Origin of the sequence: Nitratireductor sp. GISD-1A_MAKvit (assembly GCF_040819555.1) — a bacterium.
Lineage (GTDB): Bacteria > Pseudomonadota > Alphaproteobacteria > Rhizobiales > Rhizobiaceae > Nitratireductor.
This window is the reverse complement of record NZ_CP161920.1, coordinates 1,404,505-1,427,067: the sequence shown is the minus strand read 5'-3', so window position 1 is coordinate 1,427,067 and position 22,563 is coordinate 1,404,505. Positions and strand designations below refer to the sequence as shown.

The window sequence follows — 22,563 nt, the reverse complement described above, 5'->3', positions numbered from 1 at the left end:
GGTCGTGAAACTGTCGGGCATTGCCTGGTTCAACCGCATGGAAGAAGGCGTCAAGGAATATGCCGCCGAAACCGGCCATGACGCGACCCAGGTTGGTCCGGCATCTGCCGATGCCGCACTTCAGGTCCAGATGATCGAGGATCTGATTGCCAAGAAGGTCGACGCAATCACCGTTGTGCCGAACTCTCCCGAGGCGCTTGAGCCCGTGCTTGGCAAAGCACTCGACGCCGGCATCAAGGTGGTCGGCCACGAAGCATCCAGCCTCGAAAACATCACCTACGACGTCGAAGCCTTCGACAACGCGGCCTACGGTCGTCACCTGATGGAAGCGCTCGCACAGGCCATGGGCGGCGAAGGCGAATATGCCGTGTTCGTCGGTCACCTGACGGCCAAGACCCACAATGAATGGGTCGACGCCGCAATCGAGTACCAGAAGGAAAAGTACCCGAACATGACGCTTGTCACCGACAAGCTGGAGAGCAACGAGCAGCAGCAGACCGCATACCAGAAGACCAAGGAACTTCTGCGCACCTATCCGAACCTGAAGGGCATTCAGGGCTCGGCCGGTGAAGATGTCGTGGGCGCGGCTCTGGCGGTAGAGGAAGCGGGGCTCGACGGTAAGGTCAAGATCGTCGGCACAAGCCTTGTTTCGGTTGCAGGTCCCTATCTGGAGACCGGTGCCATCAACATGATCTCCTTCTGGGATCCGGCAAAGGCCGGCATCGCCATGAACAAGGTCGCTTCCATGGCCATTGAAGGCAAGGAAATCACCGACGGCATGGACCTCGGCGTCGAGGGCTACAATGCCATCAAGCTCGACGGCAAGGTGCTCTACGGTCAGGCCTGGGTCGATGTCACCACCGACAACATGAGCGATTACGACTTCTGATCATGGCGTGTTGACGTGACCGGAAGCGAGAGACGCATGGAGCCCGATTGCAACCCTGTCGTCAGGGCCAGCAATCGTCTGCGCGCCTCTCGATCCAACCGCCGCCGGGCCACATCTGCCCGGCGGCCTTGCCTGAACAACAGAGATTTCCCATGAACGACGAAGCGAGCGGAAGCACGCCCATTCTGCGAATGCAGGACATCCGCAAGGCCTATGGCCCGGTGCGCGTGCTGGAGGACGTCAATCTCGAACTCAGCACCGGAGAGGTGCGGTGTCTGGCCGGCGAAAACGGCTCCGGAAAATCAACACTGATCAAGATCCTGTCGGGCGTGGTGAGCGCGGATGCAGGTCAGGTCTGGCTGAATGGCCGTCAATTGGGCAACGATCCCATGGGGGCCATCACGGCGGGCCTTTCGGTCATCTACCAGGACTTTTCGCTCTTTCCCAATTTGAGCGTCTGGGAGAATATCGGTTTCCTCACATCGGTCACTTCGGGTGATGTCATTCACAGGCGCAGCGCCCGCCGCAAACTGGCCATGGACACACTGAAGCGCATGCAGGTGGAGATCGACCCCGATGCGCCGGTTGAACTTCTGCCGGTTGCCTCGAAACAGCTCGTCGCCATTGCCCGGGCACTGGCCAATGAGGCGCGCATCATCGTGATGGATGAGCCGACCACCGCGCTCACGCGCAGCGAGGTGGCCCATCTGCTCGACATCGTCGCCGCGCTCAAGAAGGAAGGCGTTTCCTTTCTTTTCGTGAGCCACAAGATCGAAGAGGTTTTTGCCGTCTGCGATACGGTGACGGTTCTGCGCGACGGCGCCGTTGTGGTGGAAGGGCCCATCGGTGAGTTCGATGCCGGGCGGCTTGTGGAAGCCATGACCGGTCGATCGGTGGATAGCCAGCGGCTGCCGCGCGAAGAGAGCCCTCTCCAGCGCCCCTTCCTCGCGGCCCGCGGCCTCGGTCGCCGCGGCAATTTCGTCGATGTGGATCTGGAACTGAGACCAGGGGAAATCGTCTCCGTGGTCGGCCTTCTGGGGTCCGGCCGGACCGAGCTGGCACAGACCCTGTTCGGCTATATGCAGCCGGATGCCGGGCGCATCGAGATCGATGGCAATGCCGTCACTTTGAAAAGCCAGCACGATGCCATCGAGCGGGGCATCGCCTATGTGCCGGAAGACCGGCTGACGGAGGGTCTCTTCCTGAACCAGCCGATCGGCGACAACATCACCGTTTCAAGTCTGGAGAAATCGACAAAGCTTGGCATTGTCAGCGCGACAGGGCCTGATGCAGCGCGCCCGTGATGCAGTGAAAAACCTGCGCATCAAGACCCCCGACGTCACGCCTGCCGTGGCGACACTTTCGGGCGGCAATCAGCAGCGTGTCGTTCTGGCCCGCTGGATGGAGCGCAATCCCCGCCTGCTGATCCTGAACGGCCCCACCGTGGGTGTCGATGTGGGCTCGAAACGCGAAATCCACGAATTGCTCGTCTCACTCAGCCGCAGCGGCACGGCGGTCATGGTCGTGACCGACGACATTTCCGAAGCGCTCGCCCTCTCCGACCGCATTCTGGTGATGGTGCGCGGACGCATCACTGCAGGCTTCGACGCCGCGACGGTGGATGAAGACACACTTTACAACGAAGTCATCAGGGAGGACCGGGCATGAACGCGCTGGCCCGCATCTTTGCCACGTCACAGGGCATCGTGTTCTTCGTCGCGGTCCTTTTCGCCCTCGTTCTGGGCCTTATCAATCCGGCGTTTTTCACACCTGCCACGCTGATCGACCTTGCTCGCAACGGGCTTGTGACCGGTATTTTCGCGCTTGGCGTGATGATGGTTCTCGCCTCCGGCGGTATCGATGTCTCGCACACCGCCATCGGCGCCTTTGCCATGTATGCGACAATGAAGATCGTTCTCGGCATCGACCTCGATCTGCCGATCATCGCCTATTTCGTCATCGCCGCAATCATCGGTGCGGGGCTCGGGCTGATCAACGGGGTGTTGATCGGTGGGCTTGGATTGAACACGCTGATTGTCACCCTGGGCACGCTGTCTTTTTTCCGCGGCGCGCTGCTCACCTTCCTCGGCACCACCTACATCACCTCGGTGCCGCGTGAGGTGATCAATTTTTCCCGCACGATTCTCATTCGCATCGAGAACACCGTTGGCCAGATGGTTTCGCTGCCTGCCTCCTTTCTGGTTCTGGTGGCAGTGACCATCGTCCTTGCCATTATCATGAACTTCACCGTTTTCGGTCGGAAGGTCTATGCCATCGGCGGTTCGGAAGAGGCGGCCCAGCGCATCGGGATCCGTATCAAGCGGGTCAAGGTGTTGATCTATGTAATCGCAGGTGCGATTGCCGGACTGGCGGGCATGACGCATGTGACGCTCTCGCGCATGGCCAATCCGTTCGATCTGGTTGGCATGGAACTCAACGTCATCGCGGCTGTGGTCCTGGGCGGTGCGCGCATCACCGGCGGGCATGGCACGGTGCTCGGCACGCTCCTTGGCGTTTTCGTCATCACCATGATCAACACGACGCTTCTGATGGCCGGCGTTCCATCCTACTGGCAGAAATTCGTGATCGGCTGTCTGATCATCGTCGGTACCGGACTGCCCATCGTCATCGACCGTCTTGCGAAACACCGCCAGCGCCTGAAACGCCCACTGGAGGCGTGACCATCCGTTTGAAGACAACTCCCTGGGAGGACAAGCCATGAAAAAGATCCTGAACAACCCTGCCGACTATGTCGATGAAATGCTGGAGGGGATGGTCGCAGCCCATCCTGAAACCTACGCTCAGCCCGTGCGCCGCGTCATCGCACGGGCCGCAGGCGCGAAAAAAGGCAAGGTCGGGATCGTGACCGGCGGTGGCTCCGGCCATCTGCCCATCTTTACCGGCTATGTGGGCACCGGCCTGCTCGATGCCTGTGCCATTGGCGATGTCTTCGCCAGCCCGTCTGCCGAACAGATGGCCGAGGCGATCCGTCTGGCCGATGGCGGCGCCGGCGTGTTGCGCCTCTATGGCAATTATGGCGGCGATGTCATGAATTTCGACATGGCCGGCGAAATGGCCGAAATGGAGCACGATATTCGCACCACCACCGTGCTTCTGACCGACGATGTGGTTTCGGCCCCGAAGGAAGAGGCCGAGAAGCGGCGCGGCGTGGCCGGCATGGTCTATGCTTTCAAGATCGCAGGTGCTGCCGCCGAGCGCGGCGGCGATCTGGATGAAGTCACCCGCATCGCCCAGAAAACCGCCGATGCCTGCCGCTCCATCGGTATGGCACTGACGCCCTGCACCATCCCGCAGGCGGGCAAGCCGACCTTCGAGATCGGCGAGACCGAAATGGAAATGGGCATGGGCATCCATGGTGAGCCCGGCATCTGGCGCGATGCGATCAAGCCCGCCGACGAGATTGCAGAAGAAATGCTGGAGCGCCTCATGGCCGACCAGCCTCTGGCAAAGGGCGACCGCATTTCCATTCTCGTGAACTCACTGGGCGCAACTCCGGCCGAAGAACTCTACATTCTCTATCGGCACGCGAAGCAGAAGCTCGATGCGCTCGGCGTCGAGATCGTGATGCCGCTCGTTGGCCGCTATGCGACATCCATGGAAATGACCGGCGCAACGATCACGATGATCAAGCTGGACGATGAACTGGAAGGTCTGCTCAAGGCGCCGGCCGAATGCGCTTTCTGGCGCGTCTAGGAGCAAACAATGATCGACAGCAAGGCGATTTCAGATGCTCTCAAACGCATCGCGTCCCATACCGCTGCAGCGAGCGAGGAGCTTTGCGCCGCCGATGGCGCCCTCGGAGACGGAGACCTTGGCATCACGGTCTCCAAGGGGTTCGAAGAGGCCGCTGCGGCAGAGCTTCCCGATGATGTGGGCATGGCGCTCTTCGAAATCGCAAAGGCTTTTCAGCGCGTCTCGTCATCCTCCTATGGCACGCTGCTTGCCACGGGTTTCATGGCAGCAGCGAAACTTGAAAAGGGGAAATCCCGTATCGAGCCGGAGGAAATATCCGGCCTCGTCGCCGCCGCACGCGACGCCATGATGGCGCGCGGAAAGGGCAATCTTGGTGACAAGACCGTACTCGACAGTCTCGATGCTCTGGCCGGCGCACTAAAGGAGGCACCGCCTCACGCAATGGTCCAAGCGGCAAAAAATGCCGTCTCACAGACCGTCGACACATTTCGCGTTCGCCCCAACAAGCTCGGCCGGGCACGTATGTTCGGCGAAAAAAGCAAAGGGCTTGCCGATCCGGGGCAATTGGCCTTCCTGCGCATTGTCGAGGGGCTCGACAACGCCTAGGAGGCCCAATAACGCCCGGCGGGACAGCGCATCACCGCCGGGCGATTTTCAAAGAACGCTTTCCCGCAGCTTCTCTTTCTCAACAGGCGCTGCAATAAAGCCGTTCCCGGCCGCTTTGCCTACCGGCTTCCGTTCCGATTTTTGCAACGCGAGGAAGCGCGCAACGCCATACTGGATAGCCAGGCCGCCGACGAGCAGGAATGCGTCGGAGAGCAGGTTTGGTTCAAACCGCAAACGCAATATCTGCAAAGCAATGGCCAGCACCGAACCCGTGGCGAAAACGGCAAGACCGTTCTGCCCCATCAACTCCACAGGGCGAAACACCCGCCAGCGAAACATGCGTGAAATGAAAGTCAGATTTACCAAAACATAGGCCAGCGCCAATGCATGCAGCAGGCGAGGCAATGACAGAAACGTCTTGTCAAACCCGGCAATGAAAAACGGTAGCATTCTGCGACCGGGCAACGCTCCTGCCCGCAATGCGATCCAGACATAGGAAAAGATCAAAAACGCGCTGCAGAGCCAGAAAAACCAAGCCCTGTAGGGCACGAGCCGGCGGCCCTCCAGCATGCACAGCCCACCCGCAATCCCAATTGCGAAGATGAGCTGCCACGAAACCGGGTTGAAAAACCAGCCACCCGGATTGGGGTAATTCGGCAGGTTGATACGGAACATCCCCGCAAGCATCCAGACGCCGATGGCCAGACCGATGAGGGCGAGCGGGCTGCGCAAACCAACCAGGATGTACAACGGGGAAATGATCAACAGCGCCGCATAAAGCGGCAGAATGTTGAAATAGCCGAGCTGATGACCGAGAAGCGGCAGCCCCACCATGGTTTGCAGCGGCTTCGTGAGAAGCGGACCGAAATTGATGCGGCTCAGCATCTCGAACACGCCGAGATACAATGCTCCAGCGGCAACCAGTCCGATTGCCATGACAGACGTGACAATGTGCGTAATGTAAAGCAGGCCGGCGCGGCGCCAGATCTTCATGCATGCGCTGCGAAGTGAACCACTTTGAAATCCGCGCGAATAGGCCAGCCCCACCGCGATCCCGGACATCAGAACAAACGCCTCTGCGGCGTCGGAAAAACCGAAATTGCGTGACGTGAAGTTCTCGTACAGATTGCCCGGAACATGGTTGATGAAGATCGTGATCAGCGCGAGGCCGCGAAACACGTCAAGTCGCTGGTCTCTGCCAGCGCTTGCGGGGATAAAGGGAGCGTTCATCTCGTTGTCTCCCTAATCCGCATCAGCGGTTTCAAGAGTCTGCTCTTTTAACTCTGAAGGAGGAGTCACCACCTGTTTTTCGGTATCGCGCCAGAGTGAGAGAATGGCCTCCTGCCGCAGCACCACGGGCGCAGGCGCGCGATCGTCGGAGGTCTCGAACAACCCTGCCTCTCGGGCAGGTAGCGCACTGCGCGAGCTCAAATGGATGATAACGGGAGCCAGCACCTGCGGCCCCGCCACCAGCAACAGCCAGCCCACATATTCAGGTGCAAAATTGAACGCGAGCCCAAGCGTAACAAGCCCGGTCGCACTGATCCACCAGCTTGCCGTCCAGGCTTCGGAAAGACTGACGGACCCGGCTTCCCTGTCCGTGGCTGGCCACCCGCCATCTAACCCAAGGAGCACCTCGACGACCGCCCGGCACTGATACATTAACATGATTGGCGCAAGCAGACTGGTCGACAATATCTCCGTCAGCGTATTCAGAAGCGCACGGCCGGTGCCCCCAAATGCTTCATTCTCCCCACTGATCGCTCTGCGAAGAACAATCAGCAGTTTGGGGCCGATGAGAAGCCCGAACACACCGACCAGCAGGGTCAGAGCCAACCCCTGTTCCACTCTGGGGAAAACCGGAAAAAGTCCCGGCTCTGGAAAATAGTCAGGCACACCTTTCAGCGAGGGCGCGGCAATAGAGGCGATTATGAACAGGGCCCAGAGTGGCGATGAAACATAGGCCATGATGTTCTGGAGGAAGACGAAACGACTCCACAGCTTCAGCCCCGGAGCCACCATGACACGCCCATGCTGAAGGTTCCCTTGACACCAGCGGCGGTCGCGCTTGGCGAAATCCACCACATTGTCGGGTCCTTCTTCATAGGAGCCTGTCAGATCCGGATCCACGCGCACTGTCCATCCATTGCGTGTCAGGAGTGCGGCTTCCACATAGTCATGGCTCAGAATGTGCCCGCCGAAGGGCGGCGCACCGGAAAGCTCAGGCAGGCCGCAGCTTTGGGCAAATGCCCGTGTCCGCACAATCGCGTTGTGACCCCAGAATGGCCCCGCATCGCCTTGCAGTGCTGCAAGGCCGCGCGTGTAGACGGGGGAGTAATAGCCGGTGGAAAACTGCATTGCGCGACCGAAGAAGGAGCGTGCGTGCACGATTTTTGGAAGTGTCTGAAGCAGGCCAAGCCCCGGCTCGCGATCCATGCGCCGCACCATTTCGGCCATTGTCGCGCCTTCCATGAGACTGTCGGCATCAAGCACGATCAGATACTCGTAGAGCGCGCCGGACGTCCGGATGAAATCGGCGACATTGCCCGCCTTCTTACCCGTGTTCTTTTCCCGGCGCCGATAGAAGATCCGGGTATGCGCCGCGCATTCGAGCTGTAATCGCTGAAACCAGCGTTCTTCTTCCCGCGCGACATCTTCATCACGCGTGTCCGAAAGTATTGCGAAGTCGAATAAACCCGCCACACCCGTCTGGTGAAGGCTGCCGATCATCGCGGCCACATGCGAGAACGTCTTGACCGGATCCTCGTTATAGACTGGCACCAGAACTGCTGTTCGTCCAACTGAAGAACCTAATTCTATTGAACTGTCTGTGCGTCTGGCACGAGGAGCAAGAAGACCGTTGAAAGCATATGCTGCTCCCCATGCAAGCCAGGCCGTGCTCGCTGCAAGCAGGACGATCCGGATCGCATCGATCCACTGAATACCGTCGGCGGAGAAATATCCAACCGCAAGCGAAGAGACCAGGCCGGCCATGACAAGGCAGAACAGGATCGACAGAACGCGCCTTACGCTAACCATAACGTTTCCACCAAAGTTCGCCCACGCCGAGAACTGGCCTTCACAGGGCTATTTCCATGCCAGCCGCTTCAACAGCACAGAAAAGAGAGGCGGGCGGCTGCGTCGCCGCTCAAGCACCTGTTCGGGCATGGCCATGGGGGCCGAAGGCAGGGCATGACGACCGAGTGTTACACGCTCGCCGCCGGTCTCAAGATCGTGCATCATCGGTATCTCTCCACTGATAACTCCAGATTTCGGAAAGGCGCCTGTCGTCAAGCTTGAGGTATCCACTCATCTCGACCGGGGCCTCCTCCGACTGGTTTCAGGTCAATCACAAGGCGCCACATTCCATTGCCGTCGATGCGCGAAACCGCCGAATGCGCGATCTCGCCCCGACTGACGTTCACGACCGCTTCAATGTTCGAGTCATCGGGAAGGTTCCGAAGAACCGCCCCATCGAAGTCGACGACAAACTTGCGGAGCCCGGCGTCGTTCTTCACGCCCGAGACACCCCCCTCACCGGTTCGCAGCGCCATGACACGTGCAACCCGGCTGGTGGATTCCTCGATGGCGCCCCAGGTCAGGCGATAGTTAAACTCAAGGGCGTCACCAGCCTTCACGTTCCGCTCGGGAACCCAGAACGCGACGATGTTGTCATTGACCTCGAGATCGGTGGGAATCTCGACAAGCGTGATGTTGCCCCGTCCCCACTCTTCAAGCGGTTCCACCAGCAGCGACGGCCGGCGTTCGTAGTGAGCGCCGGCATCCTGAAAATGTGCAAAGCTGCGGTCACGCTGATAAAGGCCAAAGGCCTGCGGGCTTTCCTCGGAAAAGAACGATGTCGCCAATTCGGAAGGATTGTTCAGATTGCGCCAAAGTTCATCGCCATTCTTGCGCACGATTTTCAGCCCGTCACTGTCATGCACCTGTCCGCGGTAGTCATCAAAGACGCTGTCGTTGTTTTCAGCAAAAAGGAACATCGAGGTCATCGGCGCAACACCGAGGCGGCCGATGTTCTTCCGGGCAAAAAGACGCGCGGTAACGGTCATCACCGTGTTGCGGCCGGGCGTGATCACAAAGCGGTAAGCTCCGGTCACGCTTTCGCTGTCGAGCGCGGCATAAACGGTGACTTCCTTGCTTCTCCGGGTCGGTTTCTCGATGTAAAATTCAGTGAAACGCGGGAATTCCTCCCCATCTGCGGTGGCCGTATCGATGGCCAGCCCCCGCGCAGAAAGTCCATAGAGCGTGTCCCGGCCGAGAGCGCGAAAGTAACTCGCTCCGAGAAAGGACACGAGCTCGTCCATCACGTCGGGCGCGTTCAGCGGATAGTGCAGACGAAAACCGGCCTCGCCCTCCATGACCAGATCCTCAAACCGCGCCGGATCAAGCGGCTTGCGATACTCGAAATCGCGACCGGTAAAGATGATCGGAGCGGCCCGCTCATCCTCGACGGAATAAAGACGCACCGGCTCCTTGAAGAGCCAGCCCATGTGAAAGGCCTGCAATTCGAACGGCGCCTCGCCCTGCCACAAGGCGTTGTCGGGGCGAAATCGAATCGCCCGATGCTGGTCATAGGTCAGCCCTGCGATTTGTTCGGGCAGTTCATATTCAACCTTCGAGAAAGGCTCGGAGGCCTTCGTCTTCATCGCTTCCGTGAGCGCTTCAAACGAAAATGCCTGTGCTTCAGGCTTCGGCTCAAGGCCTTGCGGAACAAGACCTTCGGATCGCGCTGGGGTTGCATGCGTGGTCAGGCTTGAAGAGCCTAACAGCGCTGCTGAGAGGCAGGAAAAAAGAAAAGATCGTCGATCCATATAAGGAACTCGTATGCAATGAAACTCAGGATGAAACCACGCGCTTTGAACGCATCAATTGCGGTTTAGTTTCGGCAGAAGTCGTAACATTCGGAGACGGACCGTTACCAAGATTTGAAGGCCCTGCGTCGAGCGGTGGATCGCTGTACAGCGTCCCCTCGAGACTTGCAATCCTGTTCTGAATCGTGCCCAATCGCACGGTCTCATCATAGGTGAGAAAACCCATCATTCATCACTGCGTGCGTGTTTTGAACACGCTGCGAATGCAGTGCAACAACCCGGGAATTTGTCGATGGACCTAGGATTGAAAAACAAGCGCGCCCTTGTGCTTGGCGCAAGTCGTGGCCTTGGCGCCGCCATCGCCCAGGGGCTGGCGAAGGAAGGCGCGACCGTGATTGCAGCCGCACGCAGCAAGGACAGGATCGAAGCGTGGGCCAGGGAACTGCCGGCGGATGCCGGTCCGGTCGAGGCTTACGGGCTCGACCTGTCGAACCAGGCTGCCATTGATGACCTCGCTGAGCAGCTCCTGGCCGATGGCGGCGTCGACATCCTCGTGAACAACACCGGCGGCCCCGCCTCCTTCCACCGCAGTCGATGCCAGACGCGATGACTGGATCTCGAATTTCGAGACAATGGCTGCCAACATCTTCCATCTGACCGGTCGTCTTCTGCCCGCCATGCGCGAGCGCAAATGGGGTCGCATCCTCACCGTGACGTCGTCAGGCGTGGAGCAGCCCATCCCGGTTTTGGCACTCTCCAACGGCATCCGCTCTGCGATCGTGGGATGGTCGAAGACACTGGCCACGGAAGTCGCCCGGGACGGGGTAACCGTCAACATACTGATGCCGGGCCGCATTCACACCCAGCGCGTGGTCGAACTGGACACCGCCGCAGCAGACCGCTCCGGCAAACCGGTGGAAGAAGTTTCCGCCGCTGCCGCCGGCACCATCCCGATGGGACGCTATGGCGAGCCTGAGGAATTTGCCAACATGGCGGTTTTCCTTGCCTCCGAGCGGGCCTCCTACGTCACCGGAACGAAGATACGGATCGACGGCGGCGCAACGCGCTCCGTCTAATTCGCTTCAGCGTCTCAACGCGCGCTGGAGTGCATGCCAGGAGGTCTTGGGCGTGCGCTCCAGCGTTTCAAAATCCACATGCACCAGGCCGAAGCGCTTTTCATAGCCAAAGGCCCACTCGTAATTGTCGAGAAGCGACCACACGATATAGCCCTTTACGGGTGCGCCTTCTGCAATTGCATGTCGCACCGCGTGAAGGTGACGGTTGAGGAAATCGATCCTCGCCGGGTCGTAAACAGCTCCACCTGCAGCCTCATCGTGTGATGCCATGCCATTCTCGGTCACATAGATGGGAAGTTCACCCGTATAGTTTTTCTGGACCCAGGTGATGAAGTGGTGCAGTCCCTCCGGATAGATCTCCCACCCCATCTGTGTCTTGGGGAGTGGCCCCTCCACCTCCTTCAGCGCCGGAAATTGAGTGGACCCGTCAGAGGCTATCAGCTTGCGTGTATAATAGTTGATGCCGAGCCAGTCGACCGTCGTTCCGATAATGTCAAAATCGTTCTCGAAATCTTCCGGCATGTGAGGGCCTAGCCCCTCCAGAACATCTTCCGGATAGGCTCGCTTGAAGACCCCACCGAGGAACCAGCGATTATAGATTCCATCATAAAGGCGTGCAGCGGCCTTTGCCGCGGCGCTGTCATCGGCAGCCTGCGCGTATTCGAAATTGGCGACCAGCCCCAGATTGTCCATTCCAAGCGCCCGCATTGCCTGCGTCGCCCGCCCATGAGCCAAAAGCACATGATGCATGGCGCGTGCGGCGGCGCGAATGTCGCGCATGCCCGGTGCATGCTCGCCCATGAAATGGCTGAGCCAGGCCACGCACCACGGTTCGTTGATCGTGGCAGCCGTTGCAACACGGTCGCCGATGCGCTTCATCACCACTTCGGCGTAATCGGCAAACCACCCCGCAATGTCCCGGTTTCGCCAACCGCCGAGATCGGCCAGCGGCACGGGCAGATCCCAGTGGTAGAGCGTAGCATGGGGTTTGAGTCCACGGGCAAGCATGCCATCGACGAGACGATCATAAAAATCGAGCCCTTCGGCGTTGGCCGGCCCGCGCCCCTCCGGCAGAACACGCGACCAGGAGGTCGAAAACCGGTAGCAGTCGAAGCCGGCATCACGCACAAGATCGAGATCACTTTCCCAACGGTGATAGTGATCGCAGGCAAGCGCGCCCCCTTCGCTGCGCACGGTGTTGCCCGGTGTTGCTGCAAAGGTATCCCAATGCGACGTGCCGCAGCCGCCAAACCGGCTGCCTTCAATCTGATAGCTCGACGTGGCTGCCCCGAATACGAAATCGTCGGGAAAATCCGAACGGGACAAGTCGAGCTCCATTGCCTGCCGGTAGTGAACGGACATGAGAGGGCTCCCGGTTGGTTGTTCCGACTGTTTCATTCGCCTTCAGCGGCGAGGCGGCGGTGCGGTGGTGCGGCCGATCACGAAATCGGCCTCCCAGAGTTCGCATTTCAATGGGCCTTCAGGGTCGCTGATTCGCTCCAGCAACATCTGGGCGACACGCTTGCCCGCCTCCCGGATGGAGGAGCGTACCGCCGTGAAATAGGGAATGTCCGGCACCCTGCCTCCGTACCCGGTCTGCAGAAAGGAAAGACAGTCGTCAAAGGCGATGATCGAGACGTCTTCGCCCGCACGCAGGTCGAGATCTGACAACGCGCGCGCCGCTCCCATCGCCGGCAACACGCTGGAAACCAGAATTGCGGTGGGCGGACTGGCGAGCGACATCAATTCGCTCGTTGCGTAGTAGCCATATGGCTCCACCATGTCGGCGCTGTGAACCAGCTTTTCATCGAGCCCTATCCCCGCCTCTTCCAGAGCCGCTTCATAACCCTGCCGGCGACGGTCTGCGAAATTCATGCCTTCCAGCCCGTTGATGAGCGCTATGCGCCGGTGCCCCAGGTCGAGCAGAAAACGGGCTGCGCGGTGGAAAGCCCGCCGGTTGTTGACATCCATCCAGCAATAATCCGCCCCTTCCCTGTCGCAGCGACCGTGCACCACGAACGGTAGTCCAAGCCGGTTTAGGAGCTCGATGCGACTGTCGCCGGTCAGCGGCCCATGAACCACCACCCCATCGACACGCTGGTCGTCCACCAGATCGCGGTAAATACGCTCCTGCTCTTCGGGCGGTGCAAGCCGCAGGAGAACATCGTAGCCATTTTGACCATAAACCTCGCCGGCACCGGCAATGAAGTCGGCGAAATGCGGGTTGATCATGTCATGCTCGGACAGACTGACCACATGGCCGATCATGCGCGACTTGCCTGTGGCAAGGCTTGCAGCACTGGGGCTGGGGCGATAGTTCAGGCGCTCCGCCGCCTCGATCACCCGGGCCCGTGTTTTTTCTGCCACTTCGGGAAACCCGTTCAGCGCCCTAGATACCGTGGTCTGAGACAGGCCCAGCGCCTCGGAGAGCATTTTCAAATTGATTGCCTTGCGGGATGTCAACGCGTCTTCCTTATTCAAAGCGCTTTGAAAAAGATTGGTCTCACAGGACCAGAGTCAGATCAAGCCCCCCTGAGCGCTAAAATCGTACTACATCTAAAAACTCTCTAAAACCGTTAAAAAATATGGGACCTAACACTCCATTTCCCCTTACCCCTTGACTCACAGCGATCACGGACTGATGCTACAAAAATTCCAAAGCGCTTTGAAGAAATCTGAAATTCTCTCAATACGCTTAACCCGCAGTGCTTGAGGAGGAGCGGCCCCGTGCCGCACAGTGGAGGAACCATGAAAACGCCCATGATCATCGGCGCGCTAGCCCTTTCGCTCGCCGGCACCACCGTTCACGCCGCCGACCTGAAATTCACGCCCGGGGAAGACGCCCGCTTCAACTGGCAGAGCTTTGAAGACTTCAAGGCAGCCCACGACCTCACGGGGCAGAAACTGAGCATTTTCGGGCCATGGCTTTCGGCAGATCAGGAATTGTTCGAATCGGTCTTTGCCTATTTCGAAGAGGCGACTGGCGCCGAGGTGAACTATTCAGGCTCCGATTCGTTCGAACAGCAGATCGTCATCGACACGGAAGCCGGCAGCGCGCCCGACCTTGCCATTTTTCCGCAACCGGGGCTGGCCGCCAATCTTGCGGAAAAGGGGCACCTCGCGCCGCTTGGCGATGAGACGGCCGACTGGATGAAAGACAATTATGCCGCGGGCAGTTCCTGGGTCGATCTTGGCTCCTACAATGGCAAGGATGGTACAAAGGCATTTTACGCATTTCCCTACAAGGCCGACCTGAAATCACTCGTCTGGTATGTTCCTGAAAACTTCGAGGACGCCGGCTACCAGGTCCCTGAAACGTTGGAAGAGCTGAAAACGCTGACCGAGGAAATTGCCGCCAACGGCGAGACGCCCTGGTGCATCGGTCTTGGGTCGGGTGGCGCAACCGGCTGGCCGGCAACAGACTGGGTCGAAGACATGATGCTGCGTACCCAGCCACCTGAAATCTATGACCAGTGGGTCAATAACGAGATCTCCTTCGACGATGAACGCGTCGTCGGTGCCATTGAGGAGTTCGGCTGGTTCGCCCGCAATGACAATTTCGTTGCCGGGGGCGCCGGAGGCGTCGCCTCCACCGATTTTCGAGACAGCCCGAAGGGCCTCTTCGGAGTGCCTGCAGAATGCTACATGCACCGTCAGGCGTCCTTCATCCCGAGCTTTTTCCCCGAAGGCACGAAACTGGGTGTTGATGCCGACTTCTTCTACATGCCCGCCTATGAGGGCAAGGACCTTGGCAAGCCTGTTCTCGGTGCAGGCACGGTCTTCGGCATTACCAGGGACACCGATGCGGCCCGCGCCTTCATCGAATTCCTGAAAACGCCGATTGCTCACGAAATCTGGATGGCTCAGTCGGGCTTTCTCACCCCGTACACCGGCGTAAGTTCAGAAGCCTATGCCAATGACGCGCTTAGAAAGCAGGGGGAAATCCTCGCAGAGGCCACCACCTTCCGCTTCGACGGATCCGACCTGATGCCGGGGAAGGTCGGCGCAGGCGCGTTCTGGACAGGCATGATCGACTATGTGGGCGGCAAATCCGCCAAAGACGTCGCCGCCGACATCCAGAAAGAATGGGACGCGATAAAGTAGCCAGCACGTTGCAAGGTTCCCGCCGCACCACTGGTGGCGGGAGCCCTGGCCAGGGAATGCACATTCGCTCCGTGAGGCAGATAAGGCCATGTCCATAAACAGAACCAACCTCACCGCCCCACTGAAATTTCTCCAGCATCTGGCAATCGCCCTGGTCATCATGCTGGTGGGCATCGGCTTCGCGGTCCTCTGCGCGACCACTGCTTTTACGGCGTTCAAACACATCCTTCCCGACATGGGACTGGTGCAGGCCGTACTGGTCATGGCGCTTGGGCTGGCCGCCTGCTTCGGTTATTTCTGGGGCACCAACAAATTGCTCGATCTGGTCTATCCGCCACGCGGCAGTCGCGTGGCCGAAAACATCAATGCCGCAAGCAGCATCCGGCCCTGGCTGTTCCTGGGACCAGCCGTCGTAATTCTGGGGATCTATCTGGTCTACCCGGTGATCAACTCGATCATACTGTCCTTCTACGGACCGCGCGGAGAAAGCTGGGTTGGGGGCGCCAACTATGCCTGGCTGGCGCAGGATGCATCCTTCCGCGAAAGCATGCGCAACAATATTCTCTGGCTGATCGTGGTGCCCGCTGCCGCGACCTTTTTCGGCCTCATCGCCGCCACCCTCACTGATCGCATCGGCTGGGGCAATGTCGCAAAAAGCCTGATTTTCATGCCCATGGCTATCTCCTTCGTAGGCGCCAGCGTGATCTGGAAATTCATCTATGACTACCGCGCCGAAGGCTCCGACCAGATCGGCATTCTCAACGCCATCGTCACCTTTTTCGGGGGCGAACCACAAGCGTGGATCACGATCCCGTTCTGGAACAATTTCTTCCTGATGGTGATCCTCGTCTGGATACAGACGGGCTTCGCCATGGTGATCCTCTCGGCAGCGCTGCGCGGTATCCCGGAGGAGACCATTGAAGCCGCGATCATCGACGGAGCCTCGCCCTTCCAGATATTCTACAAGATCAAAATTCCCCAGATCTGGGGCACCATAGCCGTGGTCTGGACCACAATCACCATTCTGGTCCTCAAAGTGTTCGATATCGTCCTGGCCATGACCAACGGCCAGTGGGGCAGCCAGGTACTGGCCAACTACATGTTTGACTGGATGTTTCGCGGCCTCGATTTCGGTCGCGCTTCCACCATCGCGCTGGTCATCATGACCATGGTCATGCCAATCATGATCTGGAACGTCCGTGAAGCACGGAAGGACTTGAAATGAGCACGCCCGTCGGCTCACGCCCTGCCCTCTCCTGGGCCGTCAACATTTCCGTCCTGCTACTCGTCGCGCTTTGGACCCTGCCCACTTTCGGCATTCTCGTTTCATCTCTTCGCGACAAGGATCAGCTCGCCTTGAGTGGCTGGTGGACTGCCCTTACCTCATCTGAACGCAACATGGTCACACGTGCTGCGGCGCCGGAAAACGCCACGCTCGCAGACAGTCGCTACGTGCTCACCGGAAATGTATTCGAGGGCGATACCGGAAAAGTCACTGGCTTCGGCATTTCCTCGCGTAATCCTGCCGCCTTTTCGGTCGGTGAAACCGCAGAATTGCGCGGAGGCGGCACACTCACGGTCGAATCCAATGGCGACTATACCATCGCCTATGCACAAAAGCCCAAACCCGGTCGCGGACAACGCATCTTCGTGAGTTCCGTCGAACCACCACGCTTCACCACCGAAAACTATGAAAACGTGCTGTTTTCCGAGGGGCTCGGCAGAAGTTTCATCAACACCATGACCGTGACCATTCCGGCGACCGTCATCCCGATCCTCATCGCCGCCTATGCAGCCTATGCCCTTGCATGGATGAAATTCCCCGGCCGCGTGCTCCTGCTCGCCGCCATCGTTGGCCTGCTTGTCGTGCCGCTTCAGATGTCGCTCATCCCGCTTCTGCGCCTCTACAACACGGTCGGCATCGGCAAATCGTTCATAGGCATCTGGCTCGCCCATACCGGCTTTGGTCTGCCGCTCGCCATCTATCTCCTGCGCAACTACATGTCCGGCCTGCCTCGCGAGATCATTGAGAGTGCACGGGTCGATGGCGCCTCGGATTTCGAGATATTCCGCAAGATCATCCTGCCATTGTCCTTTCCCGCACTGGCCTCATTTGCGATCTTCCAGTTCCTGTGGGTCTGGAACGACCTGCTCGTGGCGACCGTCTTTCTCGGCAACAACGAAGATCAGCTGGTCCTGACAGGCCGCCTGCGAGAACTGCTTGGCTCTCGCGGCGGGAACTGGGAAATTCTCACCGCCTCGGCCTTCGTGGCCATCGTGGTGCCCATTCTCGTTTTCTTCGCATTGCAACGATACCTGGTCCGCGGCCTTCTGGCCGGGTCCGTCAAAGGAGGCTGACCGCTCCCATGAATGTTCTGCACAAAGCTCCGACCGAACCTGCTCCCGGAGCCATCCGCCATAACGGGATAGACACCGACTGGTGGCGTGGCGCAGTCATATATCAGATCTACCCCCGCTCCTTTCAGGATTCCAACGGAGACGGAGTCGGAGATCTCAAAGGCATCACGCAGCGCCTGCCCTACATCGCCTCCCTCGGCGTCGATGCCATCTGGATATCGCCCTTTTTCAAATCGCCCATGCTCGACTTCGGATATGACGTTTCCGACTACAGGAAAATCGATCCGATGTTCGGCACACTGGCCGATTTCGATACCCTGATCGCCGAGGCGCACCGGCTGGGCCTCAAGGTCATCATCGATCAGGTCATTTCCCACTCTTCGGATCAGCACCCCTGGTTCATCGAAAGCCGCCAGAGCCGCACCAATCCGCGCGCCGACTGGTATGTGTGGGCCGATCCCAGGCCGGATGGCAGCCCGCCCAACAACTGGCTGTCAATTTTCGGAGGCTCTGCGTGGGAGTGGGACACCGGCCGCTGTCAGTATTACCTGCACAATTTCCTTACGAGCCAGCCCGATCTCAATTTCCACAATCCCGGCGTCCAGGACGCACTCCTTGATGCCGTCCGCTTTTGGCTTGAGCGCGGTGTCGATGGTTTCCGCCTCGACACGGTCAATTTCTACGTTCACTCAGCTGGGCTGGAAAACAACCCACCGCTTGAAAGGGAGCAGCGCAACGCTTCCATCGCCCCCGCGGTCAACCCTTACAATTATCAGGACCATCTCTACGACAAGAACCAGCCGGAGAACCTCCGGTTCCTGAAGCGCTTTCGCTCCCTGCTCGATGAATACCCCGGCACCACAGCTGTTGGCGAAGTGGGAGACGCGCAACGCGGACTGGATATTGTCGCCCAATATACGAGCGGCGGCGACAAGGTACACATGTGCTACTCCTTCGAGTTCCTCTCGCAGGAGAAGCCAACGCCCCATCGGGTTCGCGAGGTGATCGAAGCGTTTGAGGAAAAAGCCCCCGATGGGTGGTCATGCTGGAGCTTTTCCAACCATGACGTCGTGCGCCACGCATCACGCTGGGCCGACCAGGTGGAGGATCACGAAGCCTTTCTCAAGATGACGGCGACGCTGCTTCTGTCCCTGCGCGGCTCTGTCTGTCTCTACCAGGGCGAAGAACTCGGCCTCACGGAAGCCGTGCTCGACTTCGAGGACCTGCAGGACCCCTATGGCATCCGGTTCTGGCCGACATTCCGGGGGCGGGATGGCTGCCGAACACCTATGGTCTGGTCAAAAGACGGCGCCAATGGCGGGTTCTCAGACGCAAAACCATGGCTGCCGGTTCCACCGGAGCACCTGCATCTGGCGGTGTCCGCACAGGAGCGGTCAGCCTCCCTCCTCTCCCATTATCGCAAAACACTTGCCTTCCGCGCCCGACATCCCGTCTTCGCCAAGGGTGCCATAAGTTTTAAGGAGGCAGGCTCCGACCTGCTGATCTTCGAGCGTTCGATGAACGAGCATGCGATCCTCGTTGCCATCAACATGTCTGGCCATCCGGTTGAACATTCGCGTGATCTTGATGCCTATGTGGCCATGGAAGACGCCCCGACCAGCGGAGTGCTTGAAAACGGCATCCTGAAACTACCGCCCTACGGGGCTTGGTTCGGCAGCAGGAGAGTGGAGAAATGACAGCGCTCGACCTGAAGAACATTCAGAAAAGCTATGGTGCGACCAAGGTCATCCACGGCATAGATCTTAAGGTTGAAGACGGCGAATTCATCGTCTTTGTGGGCCCCTCGGGCTGCGGGAAATCCACACTGCTGCGCATGATCGCCGGTCTTGAAAACATCACTGGCGGCGACATGTTCATCGGCGGTCAGCGCGTGAATGACATCCCCCCGTCGCAGCGCGGCATCGCGATGGTTTTCCAGTCTTATGCGCTTTACCCGCATATGACCGTCTACGACAACATGGCCTTCGGCATGAAGATCGCAAAAGCTCCGAAGGAGGACATCGAACGGCGTGTCCGGGCAGCTGCGGAAATTCTCCAGCTCACACCATATCTCGACCGACTGCCCAAAGCGCTTTCGGGTGGCCAGCGCCAGCGCGTTGCAATTGGTCGCGCGATTGTGCGCAACCCCAGAGTGTTTCTGTTTGACGAACCGCTATCCAATCTCGACGCCGCTCTGCGGGTTGCCACCCGCATTGAGATCGCCAAGCTCAAAAGCTCCATGCCCGAAACCACAATGATCTATGTAACCCACGATCAGGTTGAAGCGATGACGCTGGCCGACAGGATCGTGGTGCTTTCGGCTGGCCGAATTGAACAGGTGGGTGCGCCGATCGAATTATACGAGAAACCGGCGAACCTGTTTGTCGCGCGCTTCATCGGCTCGCCGGCCATGAACATCCTGCCCGTCCGAATCGAGCAAGCGGGTGGGCAGACCGTTGTCAGCCTATCGGACCGACAGACCACGATCCCCATCCCCTCGCCGGAAGGCCTGACCGGCACCTCCGCCCATCTTGGCGTGCGGCCGGAAGACCTTCGCGTTTGTGAAGACGATGAGAGCCTCTTTGAAGGCGAGGTTCACTTCGTCGAGCGCCTTGGCGAAGTGACCAATGTTTACGTGAATGTGAAAGGTGTGGATGAAGCGATCATCGTGAAGTGCCCGGGGATTGGCCATCATGCCAGGGGAGACCGTCTGAAAATCGGTGCAAGCCCTGAAAAAATGCACCTTTTTGGAGAAAACGGACGTTCACTTTTGAGTATTTGAAACATCAAAAGCAATCTGAGTAATTCTTGACCCGAATCGAATGCTTACCTAACCATTTGGAAAATGAAATGGAGGCCATCTTTCACTGAGCGCGCTCTGGTCTCCAGAAACACTTTCGCTCGGGAACTGTTCTTCCCGTGCCGGACATCTTTTTGATGTTGATCCTGCTCAAGGCGGCAAGTGCGAAACTATCAGACCATGCGCGAATGCGTTTTCGGTCAGGCTCTTCATATGTCGCTCACATCCAGGCGGCAGCAGTAACAGCGTAACGACAGTATGCGTTTGTGCAATCGCGTAACCGGTATGCACTATTGGCGCACGACGAGAGAAAAGCAGATCCGCGGTGACACCGAATGAAAGCTGAGACACAACAGAGACAGGACGGCCTTCACAAAAAATCGGTCAGCCGCCGTGATCTCAGCGCCTTTGCCCGCAACTACAGTAATACGGCCGGGAGTGCGGCCTATCTCGTCGCCGAGGCAGCCCCTGATGGTGCAACCGGCCTGGCCAACATTCTCGTTTCGAACTGGAGCTTTGACACGATTGAAGATGTCGGGATGGCGGCGATCACGCGGCTCATCGACAGCACCGTTTCCACATTTCCCGGCTCTGCCCCGCACGGCTGGCATCCTCTCGCTCTCACCGCTCTTCTGGCCTGTGACGAGATTGCCTGCCTGTGTGACCACGACCACCAGGAGATGTATCTGCTCAAGCTTCCCACCGGAAAAAAGCGCTATATCGCGCTGATTTCGAGCGCGGAAGCCGGCACGATCGATACCATGGAGCTTTCTCGTTTTCAGATCGGGTTATGCCATCTTCTGTCGGGACTGCGAACAAAAACGGAGATGGTTGGCGAACCACTTTCTGAACGCGAGCGTGAGTGTCTCTATTGGGCATCCGAAGGCAAGACGGCTGATGAAGTCTCACTCATCATCAACGTGTCTTCCAATACGGTGAACAGCTATGTTGCCCATGCAATTCACAAGCTTGCCGCAAGAAACCGCGCCATGGCCATCGCAACAGCCATTCGCCATCGGTTAATATAAAGCGACGGAATAATGACGCTTTCGGGAATTTCTCAGCAATTTCAACATCTTACCGAAGGAATTGGAGCAGAAAGCTTCCAGTTGCATTCAATCAGCAGCCGCAACAGGCCAAAACTTGGTTTTTGCCTCGGTCATCGAAGCAGGCGGGGGAGGTCCATCGATGAAGATGAAGTGGACCGATTACCCAGACGCTTTGCGGAGAAACTTTCAGACACGTTTCATCCCCTCGTCTGGGGGATTGAACTGAAGGACAAGGAGCTCGACACGCACTGGGAAATGATTTCAGCGCCGGTCGATGAAAATGGGCTGGCCCTCCCCTTGTCCACCGAGCAGCGCCATCAAGGCGTCATTATCTTCCTGGGCAGCGATATTCACCTTGAGCGCAATACGCTGCTTGACCTCCATGGCCAATGTCACGCTCTCTTCGCCCAGATGATGGAATGCCAGCCATTTCCGATCACCTGTAATGGCCCGACGATCTCAAATCGTGAACTTCAGTGTCTGAAGCTGACGGCCAACGGTCTTACCAGCGAAGAAATCGCCAAGAGGCTCGGCCTGTCAGTCCACACGGCCAACCAATACCTCGCAAACACCACCCAGAAGCTTGACGCAGTAAACCGCGTTCATGCGGTGGCAAAGGCCCTTCGCACCGGGCTTATCGACTAAAGTACCGAACCCGCATTTTTTGCATGGTCCAGCCATCGGAGCTACCCGTTTATCAGTGGCCGCTCACTGCGCACGATCCGTGAATCCCGAAGCGCTTGTGCCAGATAGGCAGAGTTCACTTCCGGATCGTCCGAGGGGTCGTCGAAGGCAACATAGTTCACTTCCACGGCCGCATTGTCATCACTGAGTTCGAGCGTGAAATAGATCGTCACGCCACGCGGCCGCAATTCCAGATCAAGCGAAATGCGTGGCCTGCCGCTCCAGGAGACGTGGGCATCGCACCCATGGCCAAGACGCAGCGTGCCTGGCATGAAATACAGTTCAGCAGCCGACTCCACGATATCGGCCACACTCGCCAGACTCTCCAGTCGAATGAAGGCGATATAATCCGCCACGTCGATAAGGCGCAACTCGTTCGCCACGGCCCGGATGGCGTTGGCTACGATGATCTCGCGAGCAGGCGAATGCGGCTGCTTGTCCATGGTGGTTCCCT

20 protein-coding genes and 1 pseudogene are annotated in these 22,563 nt (G+C 58.6%); 14 read left to right on the top strand and 7 right to left on the bottom strand.

Annotation, left to right across the window (positions count from 1 at the left end; translation table 11 throughout):
- Nucleotides 1-4 precede the first annotated feature (4 nt).
- From AB2N04_RS08125 to AB2N04_RS08100, 6 genes are all read left to right on the top strand, one after another.
- On the top strand, nucleotides 5-889 hold the full coding sequence (locus AB2N04_RS08125) for an autoinducer 2 ABC transporter substrate-binding protein (RefSeq protein ID WP_367718221.1): 885 nt from the start codon (nucleotides 5-7) through the stop codon (nucleotides 887-889).
- Between the two features lie 152 nt (nucleotides 890-1,041).
- Nucleotides 1,042-2,193, top strand: coding sequence for a sugar ABC transporter ATP-binding protein (locus AB2N04_RS08120; protein WP_367718219.1), 1,152 nt, complete (start codon nucleotides 1,042-1,044; stop codon nucleotides 2,191-2,193).
- A complete protein-coding gene (locus AB2N04_RS08115; protein WP_367718218.1) occupies nucleotides 2,177-2,557 on the top strand; it encodes an ATP-binding cassette domain-containing protein in 381 nt (126 codons plus the stop codon). The genes AB2N04_RS08120 and AB2N04_RS08115 overlap by 17 nt, the downstream gene beginning before the upstream one ends.
- Nucleotides 2,554-3,570, top strand: coding sequence for an ABC transporter permease (locus AB2N04_RS08110; protein WP_367718216.1), 1,017 nt, complete (start codon nucleotides 2,554-2,556; stop codon nucleotides 3,568-3,570). Before AB2N04_RS08115 ends, AB2N04_RS08110 begins: the two co-directional genes overlap by 4 nt.
- Nucleotides 3,571-3,607: 37 nt before the next feature.
- Nucleotides 3,608-4,603 (top strand): dihydroxyacetone kinase subunit DhaK, encoded by a 996-nt coding sequence (locus tag AB2N04_RS08105; RefSeq protein ID WP_367718214.1) that lies wholly within the window; start codon nucleotides 3,608-3,610, stop codon nucleotides 4,601-4,603.
- A gap of 9 nt (nucleotides 4,604-4,612) precedes the next feature.
- A complete protein-coding gene (locus AB2N04_RS08100; protein WP_367718212.1) occupies nucleotides 4,613-5,209 on the top strand; it encodes a dihydroxyacetone kinase subunit L in 597 nt (198 codons plus the stop codon).
- A gap of 48 nt (nucleotides 5,210-5,257) precedes the next feature.
- Here AB2N04_RS08100 and AB2N04_RS08095 read toward each other — a convergent pair whose 3' ends face one another.
- From AB2N04_RS08095 to AB2N04_RS08080, 4 genes are read right to left on the bottom strand one after another with little or no spacing between them, the layout of a single operon-like run.
- The gene (locus AB2N04_RS08095) at nucleotides 5,258-6,439 is read right to left on the bottom strand and encodes an OpgC family protein (RefSeq protein ID WP_367718210.1); all 1,182 of its coding nucleotides are present in this window, start codon (nucleotides 6,437-6,439) and stop codon (nucleotides 5,258-5,260) included.
- A 12-nt stretch (nucleotides 6,440-6,451) separates the two neighbouring features.
- Nucleotides 6,452-8,248 (bottom strand): glucans biosynthesis glucosyltransferase MdoH, encoded by a 1,797-nt coding sequence (mdoH, locus tag AB2N04_RS08090; RefSeq protein WP_367718208.1) that lies wholly within the window; start codon nucleotides 8,246-8,248, stop codon nucleotides 6,452-6,454.
- Nucleotides 8,249-8,296: 48 nt separating this feature from the next.
- Nucleotides 8,297-8,452 (bottom strand): hypothetical protein, encoded by a 156-nt coding sequence (locus AB2N04_RS08085; RefSeq protein WP_367718206.1) that lies wholly within the window; start codon nucleotides 8,450-8,452, stop codon nucleotides 8,297-8,299.
- Between the two features lie 47 nt (nucleotides 8,453-8,499).
- Nucleotides 8,500-9,873 (bottom strand): glucan biosynthesis protein, encoded by a 1,374-nt coding sequence (locus AB2N04_RS08080; protein WP_367718204.1) that lies wholly within the window; start codon nucleotides 9,871-9,873, stop codon nucleotides 8,500-8,502.
- Nucleotides 9,874-10,330: 457 nt separating this feature from the next.
- On the opposite strand from AB2N04_RS08080, the pseudogene AB2N04_RS08075 reads away from it, so the two are divergent.
- Nucleotides 10,331-11,114, top strand: a pseudogene (locus AB2N04_RS08075) (SDR family oxidoreductase).
- Nucleotides 11,115-11,120: 6 nt separating this feature from the next.
- Here the strand turns inward: AB2N04_RS08075 and AB2N04_RS08070 are convergent.
- Together AB2N04_RS08070 and AB2N04_RS08065 are read right to left on the bottom strand one after the other, a co-directional pair.
- Nucleotides 11,121-12,476 carry a GH1 family beta-glucosidase gene (locus tag AB2N04_RS08070; protein ID WP_367718203.1) on the bottom strand — a complete coding sequence of 452 codons (1,356 nt, stop codon included), beginning with the start codon at nucleotides 12,474-12,476 and terminating at the stop codon, nucleotides 11,121-11,123.
- A 42-nt stretch (nucleotides 12,477-12,518) separates the two neighbouring features.
- Nucleotides 12,519-13,577, bottom strand: a complete 1,059-nt coding sequence (locus AB2N04_RS08065) for a LacI family DNA-binding transcriptional regulator (protein WP_367718202.1) — start codon at nucleotides 13,575-13,577, stop codon at nucleotides 12,519-12,521.
- Between the two features lie 285 nt (nucleotides 13,578-13,862).
- Between AB2N04_RS08065 and AB2N04_RS08060 the strand changes: the two genes are divergently transcribed.
- The 7 genes from AB2N04_RS08060 to AB2N04_RS08030 all read left to right on the top strand — a co-directional run bounded on the left by AB2N04_RS08060 (nucleotide 13,863) and on the right by AB2N04_RS08030 (nucleotide 22,070).
- The gene (locus tag AB2N04_RS08060; RefSeq protein WP_367718201.1) at nucleotides 13,863-15,218 is read left to right on the top strand and encodes an ABC transporter substrate-binding protein; all 1,356 of its coding nucleotides are present in this window, start codon (nucleotides 13,863-13,865) and stop codon (nucleotides 15,216-15,218) included.
- 235 nt (nucleotides 15,219-15,453) lie between these two features.
- Nucleotides 15,454-16,443 (top strand): carbohydrate ABC transporter permease, encoded by a 990-nt coding sequence (locus AB2N04_RS08055; protein ID WP_367718765.1) that lies wholly within the window; start codon nucleotides 15,454-15,456, stop codon nucleotides 16,441-16,443.
- A complete protein-coding gene (locus AB2N04_RS08050) occupies nucleotides 16,440-17,576 on the top strand; it encodes a carbohydrate ABC transporter permease (RefSeq protein ID WP_367718200.1) in 1,137 nt (378 codons plus the stop codon). The genes AB2N04_RS08055 and AB2N04_RS08050 overlap by 4 nt, the downstream gene beginning before the upstream one ends.
- An 8-nt stretch (nucleotides 17,577-17,584) precedes the next feature.
- The gene (locus AB2N04_RS08045; protein WP_367718199.1) at nucleotides 17,585-19,273 is read left to right on the top strand and encodes an alpha-amylase family glycosyl hydrolase; all 1,689 of its coding nucleotides are present in this window, start codon (nucleotides 17,585-17,587) and stop codon (nucleotides 19,271-19,273) included.
- On the top strand, nucleotides 19,270-20,358 hold the full coding sequence (locus tag AB2N04_RS08040; protein WP_367718198.1) for an ABC transporter ATP-binding protein: 1,089 nt from the start codon (nucleotides 19,270-19,272) through the stop codon (nucleotides 20,356-20,358). The genes AB2N04_RS08045 and AB2N04_RS08040 overlap by 4 nt, the downstream gene beginning before the upstream one ends.
- 353 nt (nucleotides 20,359-20,711) lie before the next feature.
- Nucleotides 20,712-21,404 carry a helix-turn-helix transcriptional regulator gene (locus AB2N04_RS08035; protein WP_367718196.1) on the top strand — a complete coding sequence of 231 codons (693 nt, stop codon included), beginning with the start codon at nucleotides 20,712-20,714 and terminating at the stop codon, nucleotides 21,402-21,404.
- Nucleotides 21,405-21,416: 12 nt separating this feature from the next.
- Nucleotides 21,417-22,070, top strand: a complete 654-nt coding sequence (locus AB2N04_RS08030) for a response regulator transcription factor (RefSeq protein ID WP_367718194.1) — start codon at nucleotides 21,417-21,419, stop codon at nucleotides 22,068-22,070.
- Nucleotides 22,071-22,111: 41 nt separating this feature from the next.
- Here AB2N04_RS08030 and AB2N04_RS08025 read toward each other — a convergent pair whose 3' ends face one another.
- Nucleotides 22,112-22,552: a hypothetical protein gene (locus tag AB2N04_RS08025; protein ID WP_367718192.1), complete on the bottom strand. Its 441-nt coding sequence runs from the start codon at nucleotides 22,550-22,552 to the stop codon at nucleotides 22,112-22,114.
- Between the last annotated feature and the right edge of the window lie 11 nt (nucleotides 22,553-22,563).